General features: G+C 63.1%; 13 protein-coding genes. 8 read left to right on the top strand and 5 right to left on the bottom strand.

Features of this window, described 5'->3' with window-relative positions; translation table 11 throughout:
• Nucleotides 1–359: 359 nt before the first annotated feature.
• From glpK to S7S_RS05875, 3 genes are all read right to left on the bottom strand, one after another.
• Complete coding sequence (gene glpK, locus S7S_RS05885) at nucleotides 360–1,847, bottom strand: glycerol kinase GlpK (RefSeq protein WP_008737926.1); 1,488 nt, start codon at nucleotides 1,845–1,847, stop codon at nucleotides 360–362.
• A 74-nt stretch (nucleotides 1,848–1,921) separates the two neighbouring features.
• Complete coding sequence (locus tag S7S_RS05880) at nucleotides 1,922–3,559, bottom strand: ATP-binding protein (RefSeq protein WP_008737924.1); 1,638 nt, start codon at nucleotides 3,557–3,559, stop codon at nucleotides 1,922–1,924.
• Nucleotides 3,560–3,623: 64 nt separating this feature from the next.
• Nucleotides 3,624–4,346, bottom strand: coding sequence for a response regulator (locus tag S7S_RS05875; protein ID WP_008737922.1), 723 nt, complete (start codon nucleotides 4,344–4,346; stop codon nucleotides 3,624–3,626).
• 846 nt (nucleotides 4,347–5,192) lie between these two features.
• Between S7S_RS05875 and S7S_RS05870 the strand changes: the two genes are divergently transcribed.
• From S7S_RS05870 to S7S_RS05835, 8 genes are all read left to right on the top strand, one after another.
• The gene (locus tag S7S_RS05870) at nucleotides 5,193–8,090 is read left to right on the top strand and encodes a ribonucleoside-diphosphate reductase subunit alpha (RefSeq protein WP_008737921.1); all 2,898 of its coding nucleotides are present in this window, start codon (nucleotides 5,193–5,195) and stop codon (nucleotides 8,088–8,090) included.
• Nucleotides 8,091–8,215: 125 nt separating this feature from the next.
• On the top strand, nucleotides 8,216–9,496 hold the full coding sequence (locus tag S7S_RS05865) for a ribonucleotide-diphosphate reductase subunit beta (RefSeq protein ID WP_035204996.1): 1,281 nt from the start codon (nucleotides 8,216–8,218) through the stop codon (nucleotides 9,494–9,496).
• A 199-nt stretch (nucleotides 9,497–9,695) separates the two neighbouring features.
• Nucleotides 9,696–9,896, top strand: coding sequence for a hypothetical protein (locus S7S_RS05860; RefSeq protein ID WP_008737916.1), 201 nt, complete (start codon nucleotides 9,696–9,698; stop codon nucleotides 9,894–9,896).
• 293 nt (nucleotides 9,897–10,189) lie between these two features.
• Nucleotides 10,190–10,534, top strand: a complete 345-nt coding sequence (locus S7S_RS05855) for an SMR family transporter (protein ID WP_008737914.1) — start codon at nucleotides 10,190–10,192, stop codon at nucleotides 10,532–10,534.
• On the top strand, nucleotides 10,531–10,851 hold the full coding sequence (gene mdtI, locus S7S_RS05850) for a multidrug/spermidine efflux SMR transporter subunit MdtI (RefSeq protein ID WP_008737913.1): 321 nt from the start codon (nucleotides 10,531–10,533) through the stop codon (nucleotides 10,849–10,851). The genes S7S_RS05855 and mdtI overlap by 4 nt, the downstream gene beginning before the upstream one ends.
• 167 nt (nucleotides 10,852–11,018) lie before the next feature.
• Nucleotides 11,019–12,659 (top strand): acetolactate synthase large subunit, encoded by a 1,641-nt coding sequence (locus S7S_RS05845; RefSeq protein ID WP_008737912.1) that lies wholly within the window; start codon nucleotides 11,019–11,021, stop codon nucleotides 12,657–12,659.
• Nucleotides 12,660–12,697: 38 nt separating this feature from the next.
• Complete coding sequence (locus S7S_RS05840) at nucleotides 12,698–14,125, top strand: aldehyde dehydrogenase family protein (RefSeq protein ID WP_008737911.1); 1,428 nt, start codon at nucleotides 12,698–12,700, stop codon at nucleotides 14,123–14,125.
• Nucleotides 14,126–14,244: 119 nt separating this feature from the next.
• Nucleotides 14,245–14,556 (top strand): DMT family transporter, encoded by a 312-nt coding sequence (locus S7S_RS05835; protein WP_008737910.1) that lies wholly within the window; start codon nucleotides 14,245–14,247, stop codon nucleotides 14,554–14,556.
• Between the two features lie 47 nt (nucleotides 14,557–14,603).
• On the opposite strand, the gene S7S_RS05830 is transcribed toward S7S_RS05835, so the two are convergent.
• Nucleotides 14,604–15,581, bottom strand: coding sequence for an NAD(P)H-dependent flavin oxidoreductase (locus S7S_RS05830; RefSeq protein ID WP_008737908.1), 978 nt, complete (start codon nucleotides 15,579–15,581; stop codon nucleotides 14,604–14,606).
• Nucleotides 15,582–15,745: 164 nt separating this feature from the next.
• Nucleotides 15,746–17,395, bottom strand: coding sequence for a cation:proton antiporter (locus S7S_RS05825; RefSeq protein WP_008737906.1), 1,650 nt, complete (start codon nucleotides 17,393–17,395; stop codon nucleotides 15,746–15,748).
• Between the last annotated feature and the right edge of the window lie 82 nt (nucleotides 17,396–17,477).

The following is a 17,477-nucleotide window of genomic DNA, read 5'->3' as shown; positions in this document are numbered from 1 at the left end:
GACCCGCCTCCTGCGGCCCTCCGGCAGCCTGTCGGTTGGCCGCTGGCCAACCCCCTTCGAGCACCAGCCTCTGGTACTAGCTTTCTGATATCTCTTAGGCAAATAGTATTAGTTGATGTGACTTACATCACAACACTTTGTCGCCAGTTGGCTACCACTCATCCAAAATATGGCATTTTGATACCACTCGTCGGGTGAGGACTTGCCAGAAATGCCCCGGAAGCGGGGCAGAGGACGGGGAAAGCCGACGACAAAACCTACCCTTGAAGGTGGAAATGTCGCCGAGGCTCAGAGGGAGGGAAGCGCGGCGCGTTCCGCCGCGTTTTCGAGGCCGGGACAGGGCCTGACAGCCCTGCGGCTCAGACGCGCCGGCAGACCTTGGCGACCGCATCGCGCCAGCCGGCATGGCGTTCACGGCGGTCCTGCTCGTTCAGGCGCGGGGCAAAATCCCGGTCGCACTGCCAGTGCTGGCCGATCTCGTCCAGTGACGAGAATACCCCCACCTGCAGGCCCGCCAGATAGGCCGCGCCCAGGGCCGTGGTTTCAGTGATCACCGGGCGGTCCACCCGCACACCGAGAATGTCCGCCAGACTCTGCGCGAGCCAGTTGTTCACCACCATGCCGCCGTCGACGCGCAATGCAGTGGGCCGGCCGGCGCCATCGGCAACCATGGCTTCCAGCAGGTCGAGCGTCTGGTAACAGACCGCTTCCAGCCCGGCGGTGACCACCTCGGCAATCCCGGTGTCGCGGGTCAGGCCCAGCAACGCGCCGCGCGCATGCGGGTCCCACCAGGGCGCCCCCAGGCCGGTGAAAGCCGGCACCATATACACGCCCTTGGCGCTGCCGACGCTGCGCGCCAATGCTTCCGTCTCGCTGGCGTGGCTGATCAGCCGCAGGCCATCCCGCAGCCACTGGATCGCCGCGCCGGCCACAAAGATCGAGCCTTCCAGTGCATAGGTGGTCTTGCCGCCAAGGCGATACCCCACCGTGGTCAGCAAACGGTTATGCGAGGTGACGGCTTCCTCGCCAGTGTTGAGCACCATGAAACAGCCCGTCCCGTAGGTGCTCTTCACCATGCCCGGTGTAAAGCAGGCCTGCCCCACCAGCGCAGCCTGCTGATCACCGGCGATGCCGGCCACCGGCACCGGGGTGCCGAACAGGCCGGCATCGGTCTGGCCGAAATCGGCGGCGCTGTCACGCACGTCCGGCAACAGCGCTGCGGGGATGCGGAACAGTGCCAGCAGGGCGTCATCCCAGCGCTGCGTGTGGATATTGAACAGCATCGTGCGCGACGCATTGGTGGCATCGGTGGCATGGACACGCCCGCCGGTGAGTTGCCACAGCAGCCAGCTGTCGATGGTGCCAAACGCCAGTTCACCGCGCTCGGCCCGCTCGCGCGCACCGTCCACGTTGTCCAGCAGCCAGGCCAGCTTGGTGGCGGAAAAATACGGATCGAGCAGCAGCCCGGTGCGTTCCTGCACCAGCGCCTCATGGCCCTGTTCGCGCAGTTGTTCACACAGCGCGGCGGTACGGCGATCCTGCCAGACAATGGCCGGCGCCAGCGGCGTACCGCTGGCACGGTCCCACAGCACCGTGGTTTCGCGCTGGTTGGTGATACCGATGGCGGCCAGTTCCGACGCATCAATGTGTGCATTGGCCAGCGCCTTGCGGCACAGCGCCAGGCAGTCAGTCCAGATTTCCCGCGCATCGTGTTCGACCCAGCCGTCGTTCGGATAATGCTGGGCAAATTCCTTCTGCGCCTGGCCGAGAATGGTGCCGGCGGCATCGAACACGATGGTGCGCGAGCTGGTGGTGCCCTGGTCGATGGCCAGCAGATAACCCTTCATGTTGCACTCCCTTGATTTCTGGCACACAGCGGTGCCGTGCGCCCTGACGGGGCGCCGTTGTTGTTTTTTACGCGTTACAGACCGCTGAGAACGTGCAGGCCGCTGCGCTGCTCGCGCGGCCAGATCACCCGGAACAGCGCACCGCCGGCGGCGCTGTCGGTGACTTCAATGCGCCCACCATGCCACTCGACGATACGCTGCACAATCGACAGCCCCAGCCCGTAACCGCCGCTGGCGCGGTGGCGGCTTTTATCCAGCCGGGCAAACGGCTTGAAGATACGCTCGCGCTCGGAGAACGGTATGCCCGGGCCGTCGTCGGCCACTTCCATGACCGCCATGCTGCCCTGAATGTGATAGCGCAGCACGATCTCGCTCTTGGCATAACGCAGCGCGTTGGTGACCAGGTTCTGCAGGATGCGGTGCAGGTAGCGTTCCTCACCTTCGGCACAGCGTTGCGCTGGCGTAAAGCGCTGCCAGTCGGTGGCATCGCGCACCGTCAGCGTGCCGCTGATCGGCTCGATCTCGCGGCATATCTGCTCGAACAGCGGCTCGATATCCACCTGCTTGAGCTCGATGGTCGGCGTGCCTTCTTCCAGCCGTGCAAAGGTCAGGATTTCATCGATCAGGCGATCCAGTTGTTCAATATCGCGGTCAAGCTCATCCAGTTTGACGCGCCGTTCCTCGCTGTCATCACAGTCGGCCAGCATCTCCAGCCCGAAACGCAGCCGCGCCACCGGCGTGCGCAGTTCGTGCGATACCGCGCGGGTCATCTCGCGCTGGGATTCGATCAGCCGGCGAATATGTTCGGTCATGCCATTGAAGGTAGCGCCCAACTGGCCGATGGCGTCCTGCCCGCGCACGTCGGCCCGCGCATCCAGGTTGCCGCTGCCGAGCTGGCGTACCGCGCCGTCCAGCTTGCGCAACCGCGTCTGCAGCGGCCGCACCAGGAAATAGGTGACAAACCCCATCGCACACAGGCCCAGCAGGCCGACCATCACCGACATCTCGATCGGCATCCAGTCGAACAACGCCAGCGGGCCGAGCACCAGCACTTCGCCGGTGTTGCCGATGGGCGCATAGACCATCACTGCCGAGCGGCTGCGGCTGGTGCTTTCGTCCAGCGCCAGCACCACTTCGCGCCGCGCCAGCCGCTGGCGCTGTTCGGCATCCAGCGTCAGTGCGCTCTGTGGCATGCGGGTCAGCTGGTAGCCGAACTTGCCCTGCAAGCGGGTGAACTCGGCGTCCCATTCCGCCAGCGGGTATTGCGCCAGTTCGTCCAGCAGCAACAGCGCCGTGGCCCGTGCCTGTTGCTCGGAGACTTTCTCCATGCGGGTAAAGATGTAGGTGTCTTCGCCAGGCAACTGATACATGAGGTCGGCGAACGACTCCGGCTCGGTCAGCCGCATGACCACCAGGCCCTCGCCAAGCTCCAGTTGCTCGCGATAGGACAGCCCCAGCGAGGGCTCGTCGCGCAGCTCGATCTCCGCGCCCATCAACCGGCTCAGCAGTTGCCGCCGTGCCTCACGCTCTTCGGGGGTGTCCTGGCGCTGCAGGCCGCGCGCCATGAGATAGAAGGTGCCATGCGCCATCTTTTCCCGGTACAGGTCCGAGCGATAGCCATTGATAAGCTGCACCATGCCGTAGGCGAACGCGCCGACCAGCAACACGGCCAGCACCATGCCGGCATAGATACGCAGGAAAATGCTGTTCACGGCCTGACCCCGTCAATGCGGGCCCGGTGCGGTGACCGGGCCTGGCCATTCAGGTGCGTCCGGCTCAGACCGGCCCCACTTCCTTGACGAACAGGTAGCCCTTGGAACGCACTGTCTTGATCCGGCGCGGGTTGTCCGGATCATCGCCGACCTTGGGCCGGATGCGGGAGATGCGCACATCAATGGAGCGGTCCTGGCCGTCGTACTGGATGCCGCGCAGTTTCTCGAAGATGGTCTCGCGGGAGAGCACATTGCCGGCATTGGAGGCCAGCAGCCAGAGCAGGTCGTATTCGGCGCTGGTGAGGTCCACCGACTTGCCCTCGAGCACCACTTCACGGGCCGAGTTGTCGATCACCAGATTGCCGAACTCCAGCCGCATCTGCGGCTGGTCGCGCTCGTGTTCGGTTTCCACCCGGCGCAGCAGCGCGCGGATGCGGGCCAACAGCACACGGGGCTTGACCGGTTTGGCGACATAATCGTCAGCGCCCATTTCCAGGCCCAGCACCTGATCCATGTCGTCGGTGCGCGCGGTCAGCATGAGAATCGGGTTGCGGAAGGCCGGCCTGACCTCGCGGCACACCGTGAGACCATCGGCCCCAGGCAGCATCAGATCGAGCACCACCAGATCCGGTTGGTCAGCGCGAATGCGCCGCACGGCTTCCTCGCCGTCATTGACCACCGTCACGTCCATACCGTTACTTTCCAGGTATTCGCGTGTCAGGGTCGCCAGGCGTTCGTCGTCTTCGACAATCAAAATACGCGGAGGGTTATCCTGCACTGAGCTCATTCCGTGCCGTTCCTGTTGTTATCGTTCCTGACCAGTGCATCCCCCGAGGGTCCGGTGCCTGCCATGGAAACGATGTTTTTATCCATCTTCCGGCCACCGGAAGCCGGGATAACACAAGTTATACGCATCCGATACAGCCCGGGCAACAGTGTTACCGCTTTCATCCGCAGCGGGCCACATAACGGCATCTGACGCACCCTGCCGGGGTAACACTCCAACCCGAGGCTGGACACAATATATTGTGTTTATGTGAGAACTGCCATGCAGTCTCGATAACTCACCTGTCGCCCACATTTTTCCCACAAGGTTATCCACAAGCACGGGCTTGCAACCAACATCAAACCGCTATAACTTGTACCTCACGGCAACCGCAAACCCAATATGTTGGGTTTCGACCGCCCGGGGCGACGCACAAGAATGTTTCTGCGAGGCCCGGCCAGCCCAGGCAAATCAATATGGCAGGCCGCCCGCAGCCAGGGATGCGCAGGCAGACACATGACACTACATATTGTGTTGAGCAGCCACCAGACACACCGCCACTCTCCCCCCGCCGGCGCACAGACGTGCCTCCCGGTGGCGGCAGAGGGTCTCGTCCTCCGGTCTTGCGCCGTGACGATCCGGTCTGCATCGCGTCCTGTTGACGCGGCAGCCACCCCGAATACCGCCACCCGCCCCCACGCGTACCGCGCGTGGGGGCGGTACGCGTGACACGCGTCGGCCACCGGCCGCCCCGTTGATACGCCGGCCAAGGCCGGCGCACGAATTGAAGTGAACCACCCGATATTCAGCACCATCACAACGTATTAGAAGCCTCCGGGCACAACACATAATGGAGAGCGAGTCATCATGCAGACGGACACCCAAACTTCGCCAACCGCCAGCGGCCAGGCACCTCAGGACAACCAGCGCGACGAGACGCTGGCAGCCACCGCACCCGGCCAGCTGCGCGTGATCAAGCGCAACGGCAAGGTGGTGCCCTACACCGATGACAAGATCGCCATCGCCATTACCAAGGCGTTCCTGGCCGTGGAAGGCGGCACGGCGGCCGCGTCTTCCCGCATCCACGAGAAAGTCGCGCAGTTGTCCGAGCAGGTCACCGCCACCTTCCAGCGTCGTCTGGTCTCCGGCGGCACCATCCACATCGAGGAAATCCAGGACCAGGTGGAACTGGCGCTGATGCGCAACGGCGAACACAAGGTCGCGCGCAGCTACGTGCTGTATCGCGAAGAGCAGTCCCGCAAGCGCGCCGAGAAAGCGAAGACCACCGACACCGCCGCGCCGGCCCAGGGTGGCGGCGTGCAGGTCACCATGGAAGACGGCAGCACCGCGCCGCTGGACATGGCCCGCCTGGAAGGCCTGGTGATCGCCGCCTGCGACGGCCTGGCCGACGTCAAGCCGGACAAGATCATCGGCGAGACCGTGCGCAACCTGTACGACGGCGTCTCCATCCGCGACGTCAACACCTCCATGGTGATGACCGCCCGCACCCTGATCGAACAGGAGCCGAACTACTCGCTGGTGACCGCGCGCCTGCTGATGGACAACCTTCGCGCCGAAGCGCTGCAGTTCCTCGGCGTGGCCGAGCGTGCTGACCAGGCAGAAATGGAAGCGCTGTACAAAGACGCCCTGAAAGCCTACGTCTTCCGTGGCATCGAGCTGGAACTGCTGGACCCGGAACTGGGCCGCTTCGACCTGGACAAACTCGGCGCCGCCATGAAAGGCGAGCGCGACATGCAGTTCACCTATCTGGGCCTGCAGACGCTGTACGACCGCTACTTCCTGCACAGCAATGACGTGCGTTTCGAGCTGCCGCAGTGCTTCTTCATGCGCGTGGCCATGGGCCTGGCCGTGCGCGAAGACGACCGCGAAGCCCGCGCCATCGAGTTCTACGACCTGCTGTCCAGCTTCGACTACATGAGTTCCACGCCAACGCTGTTCAACGCCGGCACGCTGCGTCCGCAGCTCTCCAGCTGCTACCTGACCACCGTGCCCGACGACCTGTTCGGCATCTACGGCGCCATCCAGGACAACGCCATGCTGTCCAAATTCGCCGGCGGCCTGGGCAACGACTGGACCCCGGTGCGCGCGCTGGGTGCCTACATCAAGGGCACCAACGGCAAGAGCCAGGGCGTGGTGCCGTTCCTGAAAGTGGTCAACGACACCGCCGTGGCGGTGAACCAGGGCGGCAAGCGCAAGGGCGCGGTCTGTGCCTACCTGGAAACCTGGCACATGGACATCGAGGAATTCGTCGAACTGCGCAAGAACACCGGTGACGACCGCCGCCGCACCCACGACATGAACACCGCCAACTGGATTCCCGACCTGTTCATGAAACGGGTGATCGAGGAACAGGAGTGGACCCTGTTCTCGCCGAACAACGTGCCCGACCTGCATGACCTGTACGGCGAAGCCTTCGAGAAGAAATACCTCGAATACGAAGCCATGACCCGTGACGGCCGCCTGAAACTGTTCAAGCGCATCCCGGCCGTGAACCTGTGGCGCAAGATGCTCTCCATGCTGTTCGAGACCGGCCACCCCTGGTTCACCTTCAAGGACCCGTGCAACCTGCGCAGCCCGCAGCAGCACGTCGGCGTGGTGCACTCCTCCAACCTGTGCACCGAGATCACGCTGAACACCAACAAGGACGAGATCGCCGTCTGCAACCTCGGCTCGATCAACATGCCGCGTCACATCCTGCCGGAAGGCGGCCTGGACCTGGTCAAGCTGGAGAAAAACGTGCGCACCGCCGTGCGCATGCTGGATAACGTGATCGACATCAATTACTACAGCGTGCCGCAGGCACGAAACTCGAACCTGAAGCACCGCCCGGTAGGCCTGGGCATCATGGGCTTCCAGGACGCGCTGTACATGCAGAAGATCGCCTATACCTCACCGGAAGCGGTGGAATTCGCCGACCGTTCCATGGAAGCCGTGAGCTACTTCGCCATCAACGCCTCCAGCGAACTGGCCGCCGAGCGTGGCAGCTACGCCACCTTCGAAGGCTCGCTGTGGAGCCAGGGCATCCTGCCGATCGATTCGCTGGAAATCCTGGCCCGCGAGCGTGGCGACGAGAAATACCTGAACGTGGATCGCAGCCAGACGCTGGACTGGAACAAGCTGCGGGACGTGGTCCGCACCCAGGGCATGCGCAACTCCAACGTGATGGCGATCGCGCCGACCGCGACCATCGCCAACATCACCGGCGTATCGCAGTCCATCGAGCCGACCTATCAGAACCTGTACGTGAAATCGAACCTGTCCGGCGAGTTCACCGTGGTCAACCCGTTCCTGGTCAACGACCTGAAAGCGCGTGGCCTGTGGGACAACGTGATGGTCAACGACCTCAAGTACTACGACGGCTCGGTGCAACCGATCGACCGCATTCCGCAGGATCTGAAAGAGATCTACCGGACCGCGTTTGAAGTGGAACCGCGCTGGCTGGTGGAAGCAGCCAGCCGTCGCCAGAAGTGGATCGACCAGGCGCAGTCGCTGAACCTGTACATCGCCCAGGCGAACGGCAAGAAGCTGGACATCACCTACAAGATGGCCTGGCTGCTGGGTCTGAAGACGACCTATTACCTGCGCGCCATCGGTGCCACCACGTCCGAGAAGTCGACCATCAACGATGGCCGCCTGAACAGCGTTTCCGCCGCCCCGGTGGCCGAGACCGCGAGCTTCGAACAGGCCGCAGATGTACCGCAGGCCTGCTCGATCGACGATCCGGATTGTGAGGCATGCCAATAAAGGGTCGCCGGTGGCGACCCGATTGCGAGCTGCGGGCCACGCGCTTTTTGGCTCGCAGCCTCGAATTTTAAGTACGCGAAGCCTGTCAGAATGCTTTGCGAGAGATAAGTGAAAGGAGATTTTTGATGCTGAACTGGGACGATTTCCATGCCGAAGAGAAGCCGGTCGCCCGTCAGCCTGCGCCGCCCCCGGCACAGGAACCTGCACCTGCAGCGGCTGCGCCGTCTGCGCCTGCTGCGGCACCGGCAGCGCGAGCAGAACCTGCTGCTGCGCCCACAGGAGCCGGACGAGGAAGCGACGACGCCCCCGTCTCCGACGCCGTAGCCCGTGCCCGCGCCTCGCTGGAAAAGATGGACGTCAGTGAAGGCGTGGCCGAACTGGAAGGCGCCGCCGGCCGTGTGCAGGTGGACGACAAGCGCATGATCAACTGCCGCGCCGACCTGAACCAGCTGGTGCCGTTCAAGTACGACTGGGCCTGGCAGAAATACCTCGACGGCTGCTCCAACCACTGGATGCCGCAGGAAGTGAACATGTCTGCGGACGTGGCGCTGTGGAAAAACCCGGAAGGCCTGACCGACGACGAGCGTCGCATCGTCAAGCGTTCGCTGGGCTTCTTCTCCACCGCCGACTCGCTGGTGGCGAACAACCTGGTGCTGGCCGTGTACCGGCTGATCACCAACCCGGAGTGCCGCCAGTACATCCTGCGGCAGTCATTTGAAGAAGCGATCCACACCCACGCCTACCAGTACTGCATCGAGTCGCTGGGCATGGACGAAGGTGAAATCTTCAACATGTACCGTGAGCTGCCGGCGGTGGCCAAGAAAGCCCAGTGGGGCATCCAGTACACCCGCGAAATGTCTGATCCGGAATTCAAGACCGGCACCGTGGAAACCGACAAGGCCCTGCTGGAAAACCTGATCGCGTTCTACTGCGTGCTCGAAGGCATCTTCTTCTACTGCGGCTTCACCCAGATCCTGTCCATGGGCCGCCGCAACAAGATGACCGGCGTCGCCGAACAGTTCCAGTACATCCTGCGCGACGAGTCCATGCACGTGAACTTCGGCGTCGACGTGATCAACCAGATCAAGATCGAGAACCCGCACCTGTGGGACGCGCAGATGCGCGACAAGGCCACGCAGATGATCCTGGAAGGCACCGAACTGGAAATCCAGTACGCGCGCGACACCATGCCGCGCGGCGTGCTCGGTATGAACGCGAAAATGATGGAGGAATACCTCCAGTTCATCGCCAACCGCCGGCTGGCCCAGCTCGGCCTGCCGGAACAGTTCAAGGGCGTCGAAAACCCGTTCCCCTGGATGAGCGAGATCATGGACCTGCGCAAGGAGAAAAATTTCTTCGAAACGCGCGTGATCGAGTATCAGACAGGTGGCTCGCTGAGCTGGTAACACCCATGACGATGACGGTCCCCCACACACTGCGCCACGGCACCATTCGACAGTGTGATGTGACCGTACATCGCCATGCGAAAAAACAAGGGCGCCTGCGGGCGCCCTTGTTGTAGTATCAGGGTAAGTGAGCCGGCACTGTCCCTGCAGACGCATCACCGCCGGCATCATGTGACCAAGCCACTACAGGAGCACACGCATGAGTGATCACCTGGAACTGGATGCAGATGACCTGCTCACCACGCTCGAGCAAGTGGAAGAAACCCTGTCGGTCATGACCGGCGTGGTCGGCCACCTGAAAGAACAGGTACTGGCCCAACTCGACGAAGACGCCGTGCTGGAACTGAGCGCCGAAGAATTCCTGGAGCGCTGCGACAACACCACCGGCACCTGGCACTGATTTCCCCGGCCGCCACCTGACGCGCGGCCGACATCGACGACGCGGTACTGTCCAGGCGGGCGCCACGGCTCCGCCGGACCCACTGCCTCTGCGGGCCTGGCAGCAAATCTTTTTGCGGCCTGCTATACTGCCCGCCATCATGACACCCGTTACGCAATCTCCCGCTTTCGTGACCAGCGAACACTGCTGGCGCCACCGTCTCTAGGCCACGGCCCGCGCGCGCCTGCGCGCCTTTCCTGATCCGTTCCGACCTGAACGCTCTGTGCCCGCTCTGGGCGCCGTGGAGTATTGTCATGATTTACTGGTGTTTTCTGATGGCGGCGATCATCGCCGAGGTGCTGGGAACCAGCGCCATGAAACTGGCCAGCGGCAACGCGCCGCTGGTGGGCTATCTGGCCATGTACCCCCTGATTGCCCTGTCCTACTACTGCCTGGCCCGCGCCGTGGAACGTATTCCGCTCGGCGTCGCCTATGCGCTCTGGGAAGCGCTTGGGCTGAGCCTGATTGCCGTGGCCGGCGCGCTGCTGTTTGCCGAATACCTGTCGGCCCTGCAACTGCTCGGTATCGGGCTGCTGCTGGGCGGCATAGCGCTGCTGAAAGCGGGCACCCACGAACCGGCAGCGGAGGTGCACTCATGAACAGCCCCGCCCTGCTGTGGCTGCTGCTGGCCGTGGTGCTGGAAGTCGCTGCCAATATCCTGCTGAAGTACTCCAACGGGTTCCGGCGTCACGGCATCGCGGCAGTGTCGATCCTGTGTGTGCTCGGTGCCTTCACCGCACTGGCCCAGGCGGTACGCGACCTGGACCTGGCCGTGGCCTATGCCCTGTGGGGTGGCTTCGGCGTGCTGGCCACGGCCGCCGCCGGCGCGCTGCTGTTCGGCCAGCGGCTGGACATGCGCGCCGGGCTGGGTCTGCTGATCCTGTGTCTCGGCATGGGCTTGCTGAAGTTCGGCTGACGTCCGTGTGAATCATCAATGTAACAGATCATTCTGATAGACACCGGCCGGGCTACAACCCGGCCCGGTATCGCTATAGTGTAGGGCCTGTTCACGCCCCGCCTCAGCGGCGGGGCCAGTTTAGACGCGGCCCGCCAGCGGCCGCCTCCTGCCACCGGAGCCCCTGCATGAAAGCCTCGGACCTGTTCGTCAAGGCACTGGAAACCGAAGGTGTCGAGTACCTGTTCGCCATTCCCGGTGAGGAAAACCTCGACTTGCTCGAATCACTGCGGCATTCCTCCATCCGCCTGATCGTGACCCGTCACGAGCAGGCCGCCGGTTTCATGGCCGCCACCTACGGCCGTCTGACCGGCCGCGCCGGGGTGTGCCTCTCCACCCTCGGCCCGGGTGCCACCAATTTCGTCACCGCCGCCGCCTACGCGCAGCTGGGCGGCATGCCGATGGTGATGCTCACCGGCCAGAAACCGATCAAGAGCAGCAAACAGGGTCAGTTCCAGATCATCGACGTGGTCGACATGATGCGTCCGCTGACCAAGTTCACCCGACAGATCGTCAGCGGCGACAGCGTCCCCTCGCGCATTCGCGAAGCCTTCCGGCTGGCACAGGAAGAGCGCCCCGGCGCCACCCACCTTGAATTGCCGGAGGACATTGCCCGCGAGCACAGCAACATGTCAGTGCTGCTGCCCAGCTTTGGCCGCCGGCCGACGGCGGAAGAAAAAGCCGTGCGCGCTGCGGCCGACGCCATCCGCCAGGCCAAGCGCCCGCTGCTGCTGGTCGCCGCCGGCGCCAACCGCAAGCTGACCTGCAAGATGCTGCGCCAGTTTGTCGACAAACTCGGCATCCCCGTGGTCACCACGCAGATGGGCAAGGGGGTGATCGACGAGACCGACCCGCGCTTTATCGGCAATACGGCGCTGTCAGATGGCGACTTCGTGCACCGCGCCATCCACGCCGCCGACCTGATCATCAACCTCGGCCATGACGTGGTCGAAAAGCCGCCGTTCTTCATGCGGGCCGGCGGGCCGAAAGTGGTGCACATCAACTTCAACTCCGCCCAGGTGGACCCGGTGTACTTCCCGCAGATCGAAGTGGTGGGCGACATCGCCAACAGCCTGTGGCAGTTGAAAGAAAGCATCGAGCCGCAACCGCACTGGGATTTCTCCGAGTTCCAGCGCATCCGCGATGCCCTGAAAACCCACATCACCGAAGGCGCCGACAGCGATGCCTTCCCGATCATTCCACAACGGCTGGTGCGCGATATCCGCAAGGTGATGCCGGAAAACGGCATCATCGCGCTGGACAACGGCATGTACAAAATCTGGTTTGCGCGCAACTACCCCGCCTACCTGCCGAATACCGTGCTGCTGGACAACGCCCTGGCCACCATGGGCGCCGGCCTGCCGTCGGCGATGGCCGCCAAGCTGGTGTACCCGGATCGCCGCGTGATGGCGATCTGTGGCGATGGCGGCTTCATGATGAACTCGCAGGAGATGGAAACCGCCGTGCGGCTGGGCCTGGACCTGGTGGTGCTGGTGCTGCGCGATGACGGCTACGGCATGATCAAGTGGAAGCAGGCGCAGATGAACTTCGACGACTACGGGCTGGATTTCGGCAACCCGGATTTTGTCGACTATGCCCGCGCCTACGGCGCCAGCGGTCACCGCGTGGAAAAGACCGCCGACCTCGCCCGGCTGATCGAGGAATGCTACAGCGCCGGCGGCGTGCACCTGATTGATGTGCCGGTGGACTACAGCGACAACGACCGCATTCTCAACAACGAAATCCGCGAACTGAGCCAGGCGCTGTAAGCGCCCCTTCTCACCCGGCAGAGCCGAAGGAGAGCAGTATGTTGAAGGAAGCCTATCCCTACTACCTCGCCAACGAGGCGGTGTACGCGAACAAGGACCTGGAAGTCACCGATAAATATTCCGGTGAGGTCGCCACCTATGTCGCCATGGCCGATGCCAAGGCGATTGACCAGGGCATCGCCGCCGCCGTGGACGCGACCAGCGCAATGGCCGCACTGGCCCCCTATGAGCGCCAGGCGATCCTGAACCACTGCGTCAAGCGGTTCCAGGAACGTGCCGAAGAACTGGCCATGGCGCTGTGCATTGAAGCCGGCAAGCCAATCAAGGATTCCCGTGGAGAAGTGAGCCGCCTGATCGACACGTTCCGTGTCGCCGCCGAGGAAGCCGTGCGCATCGAAGGCGAAGTGCTGAATCTGGAAATCTCTGCGCGCGCCAAAGGCTATCGCGGCTTCACCAAGCGCGTACCGATTGGCCCCTGCTCGTTCATTTCGCCGTTTAACTTCCCGCTGAACCTGGCCGCGCACAAGGTCGCCCCGGCCATCGCCGCCGGCTGCCCGTTCGTGCTGAAACCCGCCAGCCGCACACCGATTGGCGCACTGATCATCGGCGAAGTGCTGGCCGAAACCGACCTGCCGAAAGGGGCATTTTCGATCCTGCCATGCCACCGCGAAGGCGCGGACCTGTTCACCGTGGACGAGCGCCTGAAACTGCTGAGCTTCACCGGCTCACCTGCGGTTGGCTGGGATCTGAAAGCCCGCGCCGGCAAAAAACCGGTGGTACTGGAACTCGGCGGCAACGCCGCCTGTGTGGTGGACAGCGACGCCGACCTGGAAGACGCCGTGGCACGCATCGTGTTCGGTGCCTTCTATCAGTCCGGCCAGAGCTGCATCGGCGTACAGCGCATCTATGTGCACACCACACTCTACGACAAGTTCAAACAGAAACTGGTGGAAAAAACCAAAGGGCTGCGCATGGGCGACCCGCGTGACGAAGACACCTTTATCGGCCCGGTGATCTCCGAAGGTGAGGCCAAACGCCTGGAGAACTGGATCAACGAAGGCGTGGAGCGTGGCGGCACCCTGCTCTGCGGCGGCAAGCGCGACGGCGCCATGCTTGAACCGACCCTGCTGGAAAACGTACCCGCCGGTTGCAACATCGTCGAGGAAGAAGCCTTTGGCCCGGTGGCCGTGCTGGAACCGTTCGAGGATTTCGACACGGTGCTGGAAAAAGTCAACCAGAGCACCTTTGGCCTGCAGGCCGGTATCTTTACCCGCGATCTGTACAAGGCCCAGAAAGCCTGGGACGTGCTGGAAGTCGGCGGCGTGGTGATCGGCGATGTGCCGTCCTGGCGGGTGGACAACATGCCCTACGGCGGTGTGAAGGATTCCGGCCTGGGTCGTGAAGGGATTCGCTGGGCTATTCGCGACATGACCGAAGAACGTCTGCTGGTCATCCGCACACCGTAAAATAACCTCCCCGCCCTTGAATTCGGGGGCGGGGACACTATCCTGACCCGGCTGGCAGAGACGACTCTGCCAGCTTCATATTGCTCCAGGGGACGGCCCCGCTTGATGAGGAAGCTGTCATGTCCTGGATTCTCCTGTCTGTCGCGGGTCTGCTTGAAGTGGTCTGGGCCGTGGGCCTGAAACGCCTCGGCGCGGATGCGCCGGTGCTGCTCTGGTTCGGTGTCGGCGCTGCACTGGCCGGCAGCGTCGCGCTACTGGCGCTGGCCATGCGCGAATTGCCGCTGTCACTCGCCTATCCGTTGTGGGTCGGTATTGGCCTGCTGGGGTCGGTGCTGGCCGGCATGCTGCTGTTCGGGGAAAGTATTTCGCCGCTCAAGTGGGCCAGCATCGGCCTGATCGCGCTCGGCATGCTGGGCCTGAAAGCGCTGTAGCGCAGGGCTGCGGGACGGGTTGCACTGCACCCGCCCCGCAGATCAGGTCAGAACGGGGCGGTGTAATCGATGAAACGCCCGCGCGCGTCGGCAAATTCCGCCTTCAGACGCTCCACCAGTTCCGCCACCGGCGGCGCATCGGTGATACCGCCGATGCCCTGCCCGGAACCGAGAATATCCTTCCAGACTTTCTTGTCGCTGTTGCCGCCGGAACCGAAATTCATTTTCGACGGATCGGATTCCGGAAGGTCGTTCGGATCGTAACCGGCTTCCACCACCGACTGCTTGAGATAGTTGCCATGCACGCCGGTGAACAGGTTGCTGTAGAGCACGTCCTCGGCGGTCCCTTCAATCAGCAGGCGCTTGTAGCGCTCGTCGGAATTAGCCTCTTCGGTAGCAATGAAACGTGTCCCCATGTAGGCAAAGTCCGCGCCCATCGCGACGGCACCCGCAATCGCATGGCCATCACCGATCGCACCGGACAGGATCACGGTGCCCTTGAACCATTGCTTCACTTCGCGCAGCAGCGCGAACGGGCTTTGCGTGCCGGCATGGCCACCCGCACCGGCGGAGACCAGAATCAGGCCATCCACGCCCTGCTCGGCGGCCTTGCGCGCGTGGCGCTGGTTGATCACATCGTGGAATACCAGGCCACCGTAGGAATGGGCCGCTTCCACCAGCTCCGACGGCGGGCGCAGGCTGGTGATGATGATCGGCACCTGTTCTTCCACGCACACTTTCATGTCGTCGATCAGGCGGTCATTGCTGGCGTGGCAGATCTGGTTCACGGCAAACGGCGCCACCGGCTTGCCCGGATTGGCGTCGGCGTATTCAGCCAGCTCGCGCTTGATGCGCTGGATCCACTCGCGCAGCACCGACTGCGGACGCGCATTCAATGCCGGAAACGAACCGACGATGCCGGCCTTGCACTGGGCAATCACCAGCTCCGGACCGGAGACAATAAACATCGGTGAGGCAATCACCGGCAGCGACAAACGACCTTTGAACAACTCAGGCAAAGCCATGCACACTTCCTCTTTCCTGCGGGTCTTGTCGGGCGGCCAACGCGCCCGGCAACCTGGATAATCAAGGGGATGTTTCACGAACGGTCAGGGACATTAGCAGCTTTGCGCACTCACCGGCAGTGACCGGATATGACATTCCCCCCCTGGCGCCAGCGACTTTCCGGTCATTGAACCGGGTACGATTGTTCACTGACCAGCGTCGCCGCATAGTCCGCCGCATCGCGGTAAGGGCGCAGCACATGGCTGACCCCGGCACGCGTCAATGCCTCGGCGTCGCGCTCATGATGGAGCGTGGCCGCCACCGCGCCGGCATAGCCGCGCGCCCGCAGCACGCCAGCCAGATTCAGGTTGGCGCCCAGCTCCGGCACCGTGCTGATCACCCAGCGCACCTGCTCCAGCGGGAGATGGTCGATGAAGTCGCCACTTTCCAGATCACCATAGGCCACCTGATAGCCGTCACGGCGCATATGGCGAATGATCTCGGGATCAAAATCCAGCCCCAGCACCTCGATACCCTGTTCGCGCAAACGCTGCATCAGACGGCTGCCATAACGGCCAAGGCCAAACAGGATCACCGGCGCGCCGCTGGCCACTATCGGCGCGGTGGTATTTTCACGAAACGGATTGCGGCGCTCGAACGGCCGCAGCCACGGCGAGAGCCAGTCAAACAGCGGGTGTGAGTAAAGGATCAGATAGGTGGACAGGGTAATGGTGATGATACCCACCAGCGTGATCAGCCCCAGCGTGCTGTCATCCACGTGGCCGAGGCTGATACCCATGGCGACGAAGATGATCGAGAACTCGCTGATCTGCGCCACCGTCAGCCCGGCCAGGAAACCGGTGCGGCGGCGGTAGCCCATCATTCCCATGATCACCATCACGATCAGCGGGTTACCGACCAGCACGAACAGCGAAAAAACCGCCGCTGGCAGTAATTCGTTGCCGAGCGCAGCGAATTCCAGTTGCGCACCAAGATTGACGAAGAAGAACAGCAGCAGGAAATCCCGCACGCTGCTCAACCGCGCATTGACCGCCTCGCGGTAGCGCGTGGAGGCCAGCGAAAAGCCGGCCAGAAACGCCCCCACTTCCTTGCTGAAACCGGCCAGCTCACCCAGTGTCGCCAGTGACGTGCCCCAGGCCACGGCGAAGATCAGCAGCAGCTCCGGTGAGCGCGCCAGCACCTCCATCAGGCGCGGCAGGACATAGCGCATCATCAGCACCACCAGCAACAATGCCACCGCCAGCCGCGCGATGATCGACAGCACCAGCAGGCCGGTCTGGCCGGCGTCGGTCACGCCGCCGGCACTGAGGCTGCCGACCACCATCATTGCCACCACCACGGCGATGTCCTGCACGATCAGAAAGCCCATGGCGATACGGCCGTGCAGTGAATCGATCTCGCGTTTGTCCGACAGCAGCTTGACGATGATGATGGTGCTGGAGAACGTCAGCGCCACGGCCACATACACCGCCTTGATCCAGTCCATGCCCAGCGCCAGGCCAATCAGAAAACCGAAAACAATGGTAAAAAGCAGTTGCCCCAAACCGGTCGCCAGCGCCACCGGCCCGAGGTGCCGGACCAGGTTCATGTCCAGCTTCAGCCCGACCACAAACAACAGCACGGTGACGCCGATCTCCGCCAGCAGACGGATCTCCGAATGCGCCGTCACCAGATCCAGCGAGGCAGGCCCGATCAGGATCCCGACCAGAATGAAGGCGATGATCAGCGGTTGCCGCAGACGGATCGCCAGCACCCCGAGCACCGTGGCGGCGAACAGCACCACCGCAAACTGGTAATACACATGTTCCATCATGGGTCCCCGCACCCGCACGCCGACGGACGGTTGTGATGATTGATTCTGCCTATAACCTGTCGACTCAGGTCGCTATTCATGT

This window comes from Isoalcanivorax pacificus W11-5 (assembly GCF_000299335.2).
Classification (GTDB): Bacteria; Pseudomonadota; Gammaproteobacteria; order Pseudomonadales; family Alcanivoracaceae; genus Isoalcanivorax; species Isoalcanivorax pacificus.
Note: the sequence above shows the minus strand (reverse complement) of the source record. Positions and strands in the feature narration are given on the sequence as shown.

Coding starts and splice junctions, on each gene's coding strand:
- S7S_RS05845 (WP_008737912.1), top strand. CDS start 11,019: ATGAAAGCCTCGGACCTGTTCGTCAAGGCACTGGAAACCGAAGGTGTC.
- S7S_RS05835 (WP_008737910.1), top strand. CDS start 14,245: ATGTCCTGGATTCTCCTGTCTGTCGCGGGTCTGCTTGAAGTGGTCTGG.
- S7S_RS05865 (WP_035204996.1), top strand. CDS start 8,216: ATGCTGAACTGGGACGATTTCCATGCCGAAGAGAAGCCGGTCGCCCGT.
- S7S_RS05840 (WP_008737911.1), top strand. CDS start 12,698: ATGTTGAAGGAAGCCTATCCCTACTACCTCGCCAACGAGGCGGTGTAC.
- S7S_RS05830 (WP_008737908.1), bottom strand. CDS start 15,581: ATGGCTTTGCCTGAGTTGTTCAAAGGTCGTTTGTCGCTGCCGGTGATT.
- S7S_RS05825 (WP_008737906.1), bottom strand. CDS start 17,395: ATGATGGAACATGTGTATTACCAGTTTGCGGTGGTGCTGTTCGCCGCC.
- glpK (WP_008737926.1), bottom strand. CDS start 1,847: ATGAAGGGTTATCTGCTGGCCATCGACCAGGGCACCACCAGCTCGCGC.
- S7S_RS05870 (WP_008737921.1), top strand. CDS start 5,193: ATGCAGACGGACACCCAAACTTCGCCAACCGCCAGCGGCCAGGCACCT.
- S7S_RS05860 (WP_008737916.1), top strand. CDS start 9,696: ATGAGTGATCACCTGGAACTGGATGCAGATGACCTGCTCACCACGCTC.
- S7S_RS05855 (WP_008737914.1), top strand. CDS start 10,190: ATGATTTACTGGTGTTTTCTGATGGCGGCGATCATCGCCGAGGTGCTG.
- mdtI (WP_008737913.1), top strand. CDS start 10,531: ATGAACAGCCCCGCCCTGCTGTGGCTGCTGCTGGCCGTGGTGCTGGAA.
- S7S_RS05875 (WP_008737922.1), bottom strand. CDS start 4,346: ATGAGCTCAGTGCAGGATAACCCTCCGCGTATTTTGATTGTCGAAGAC.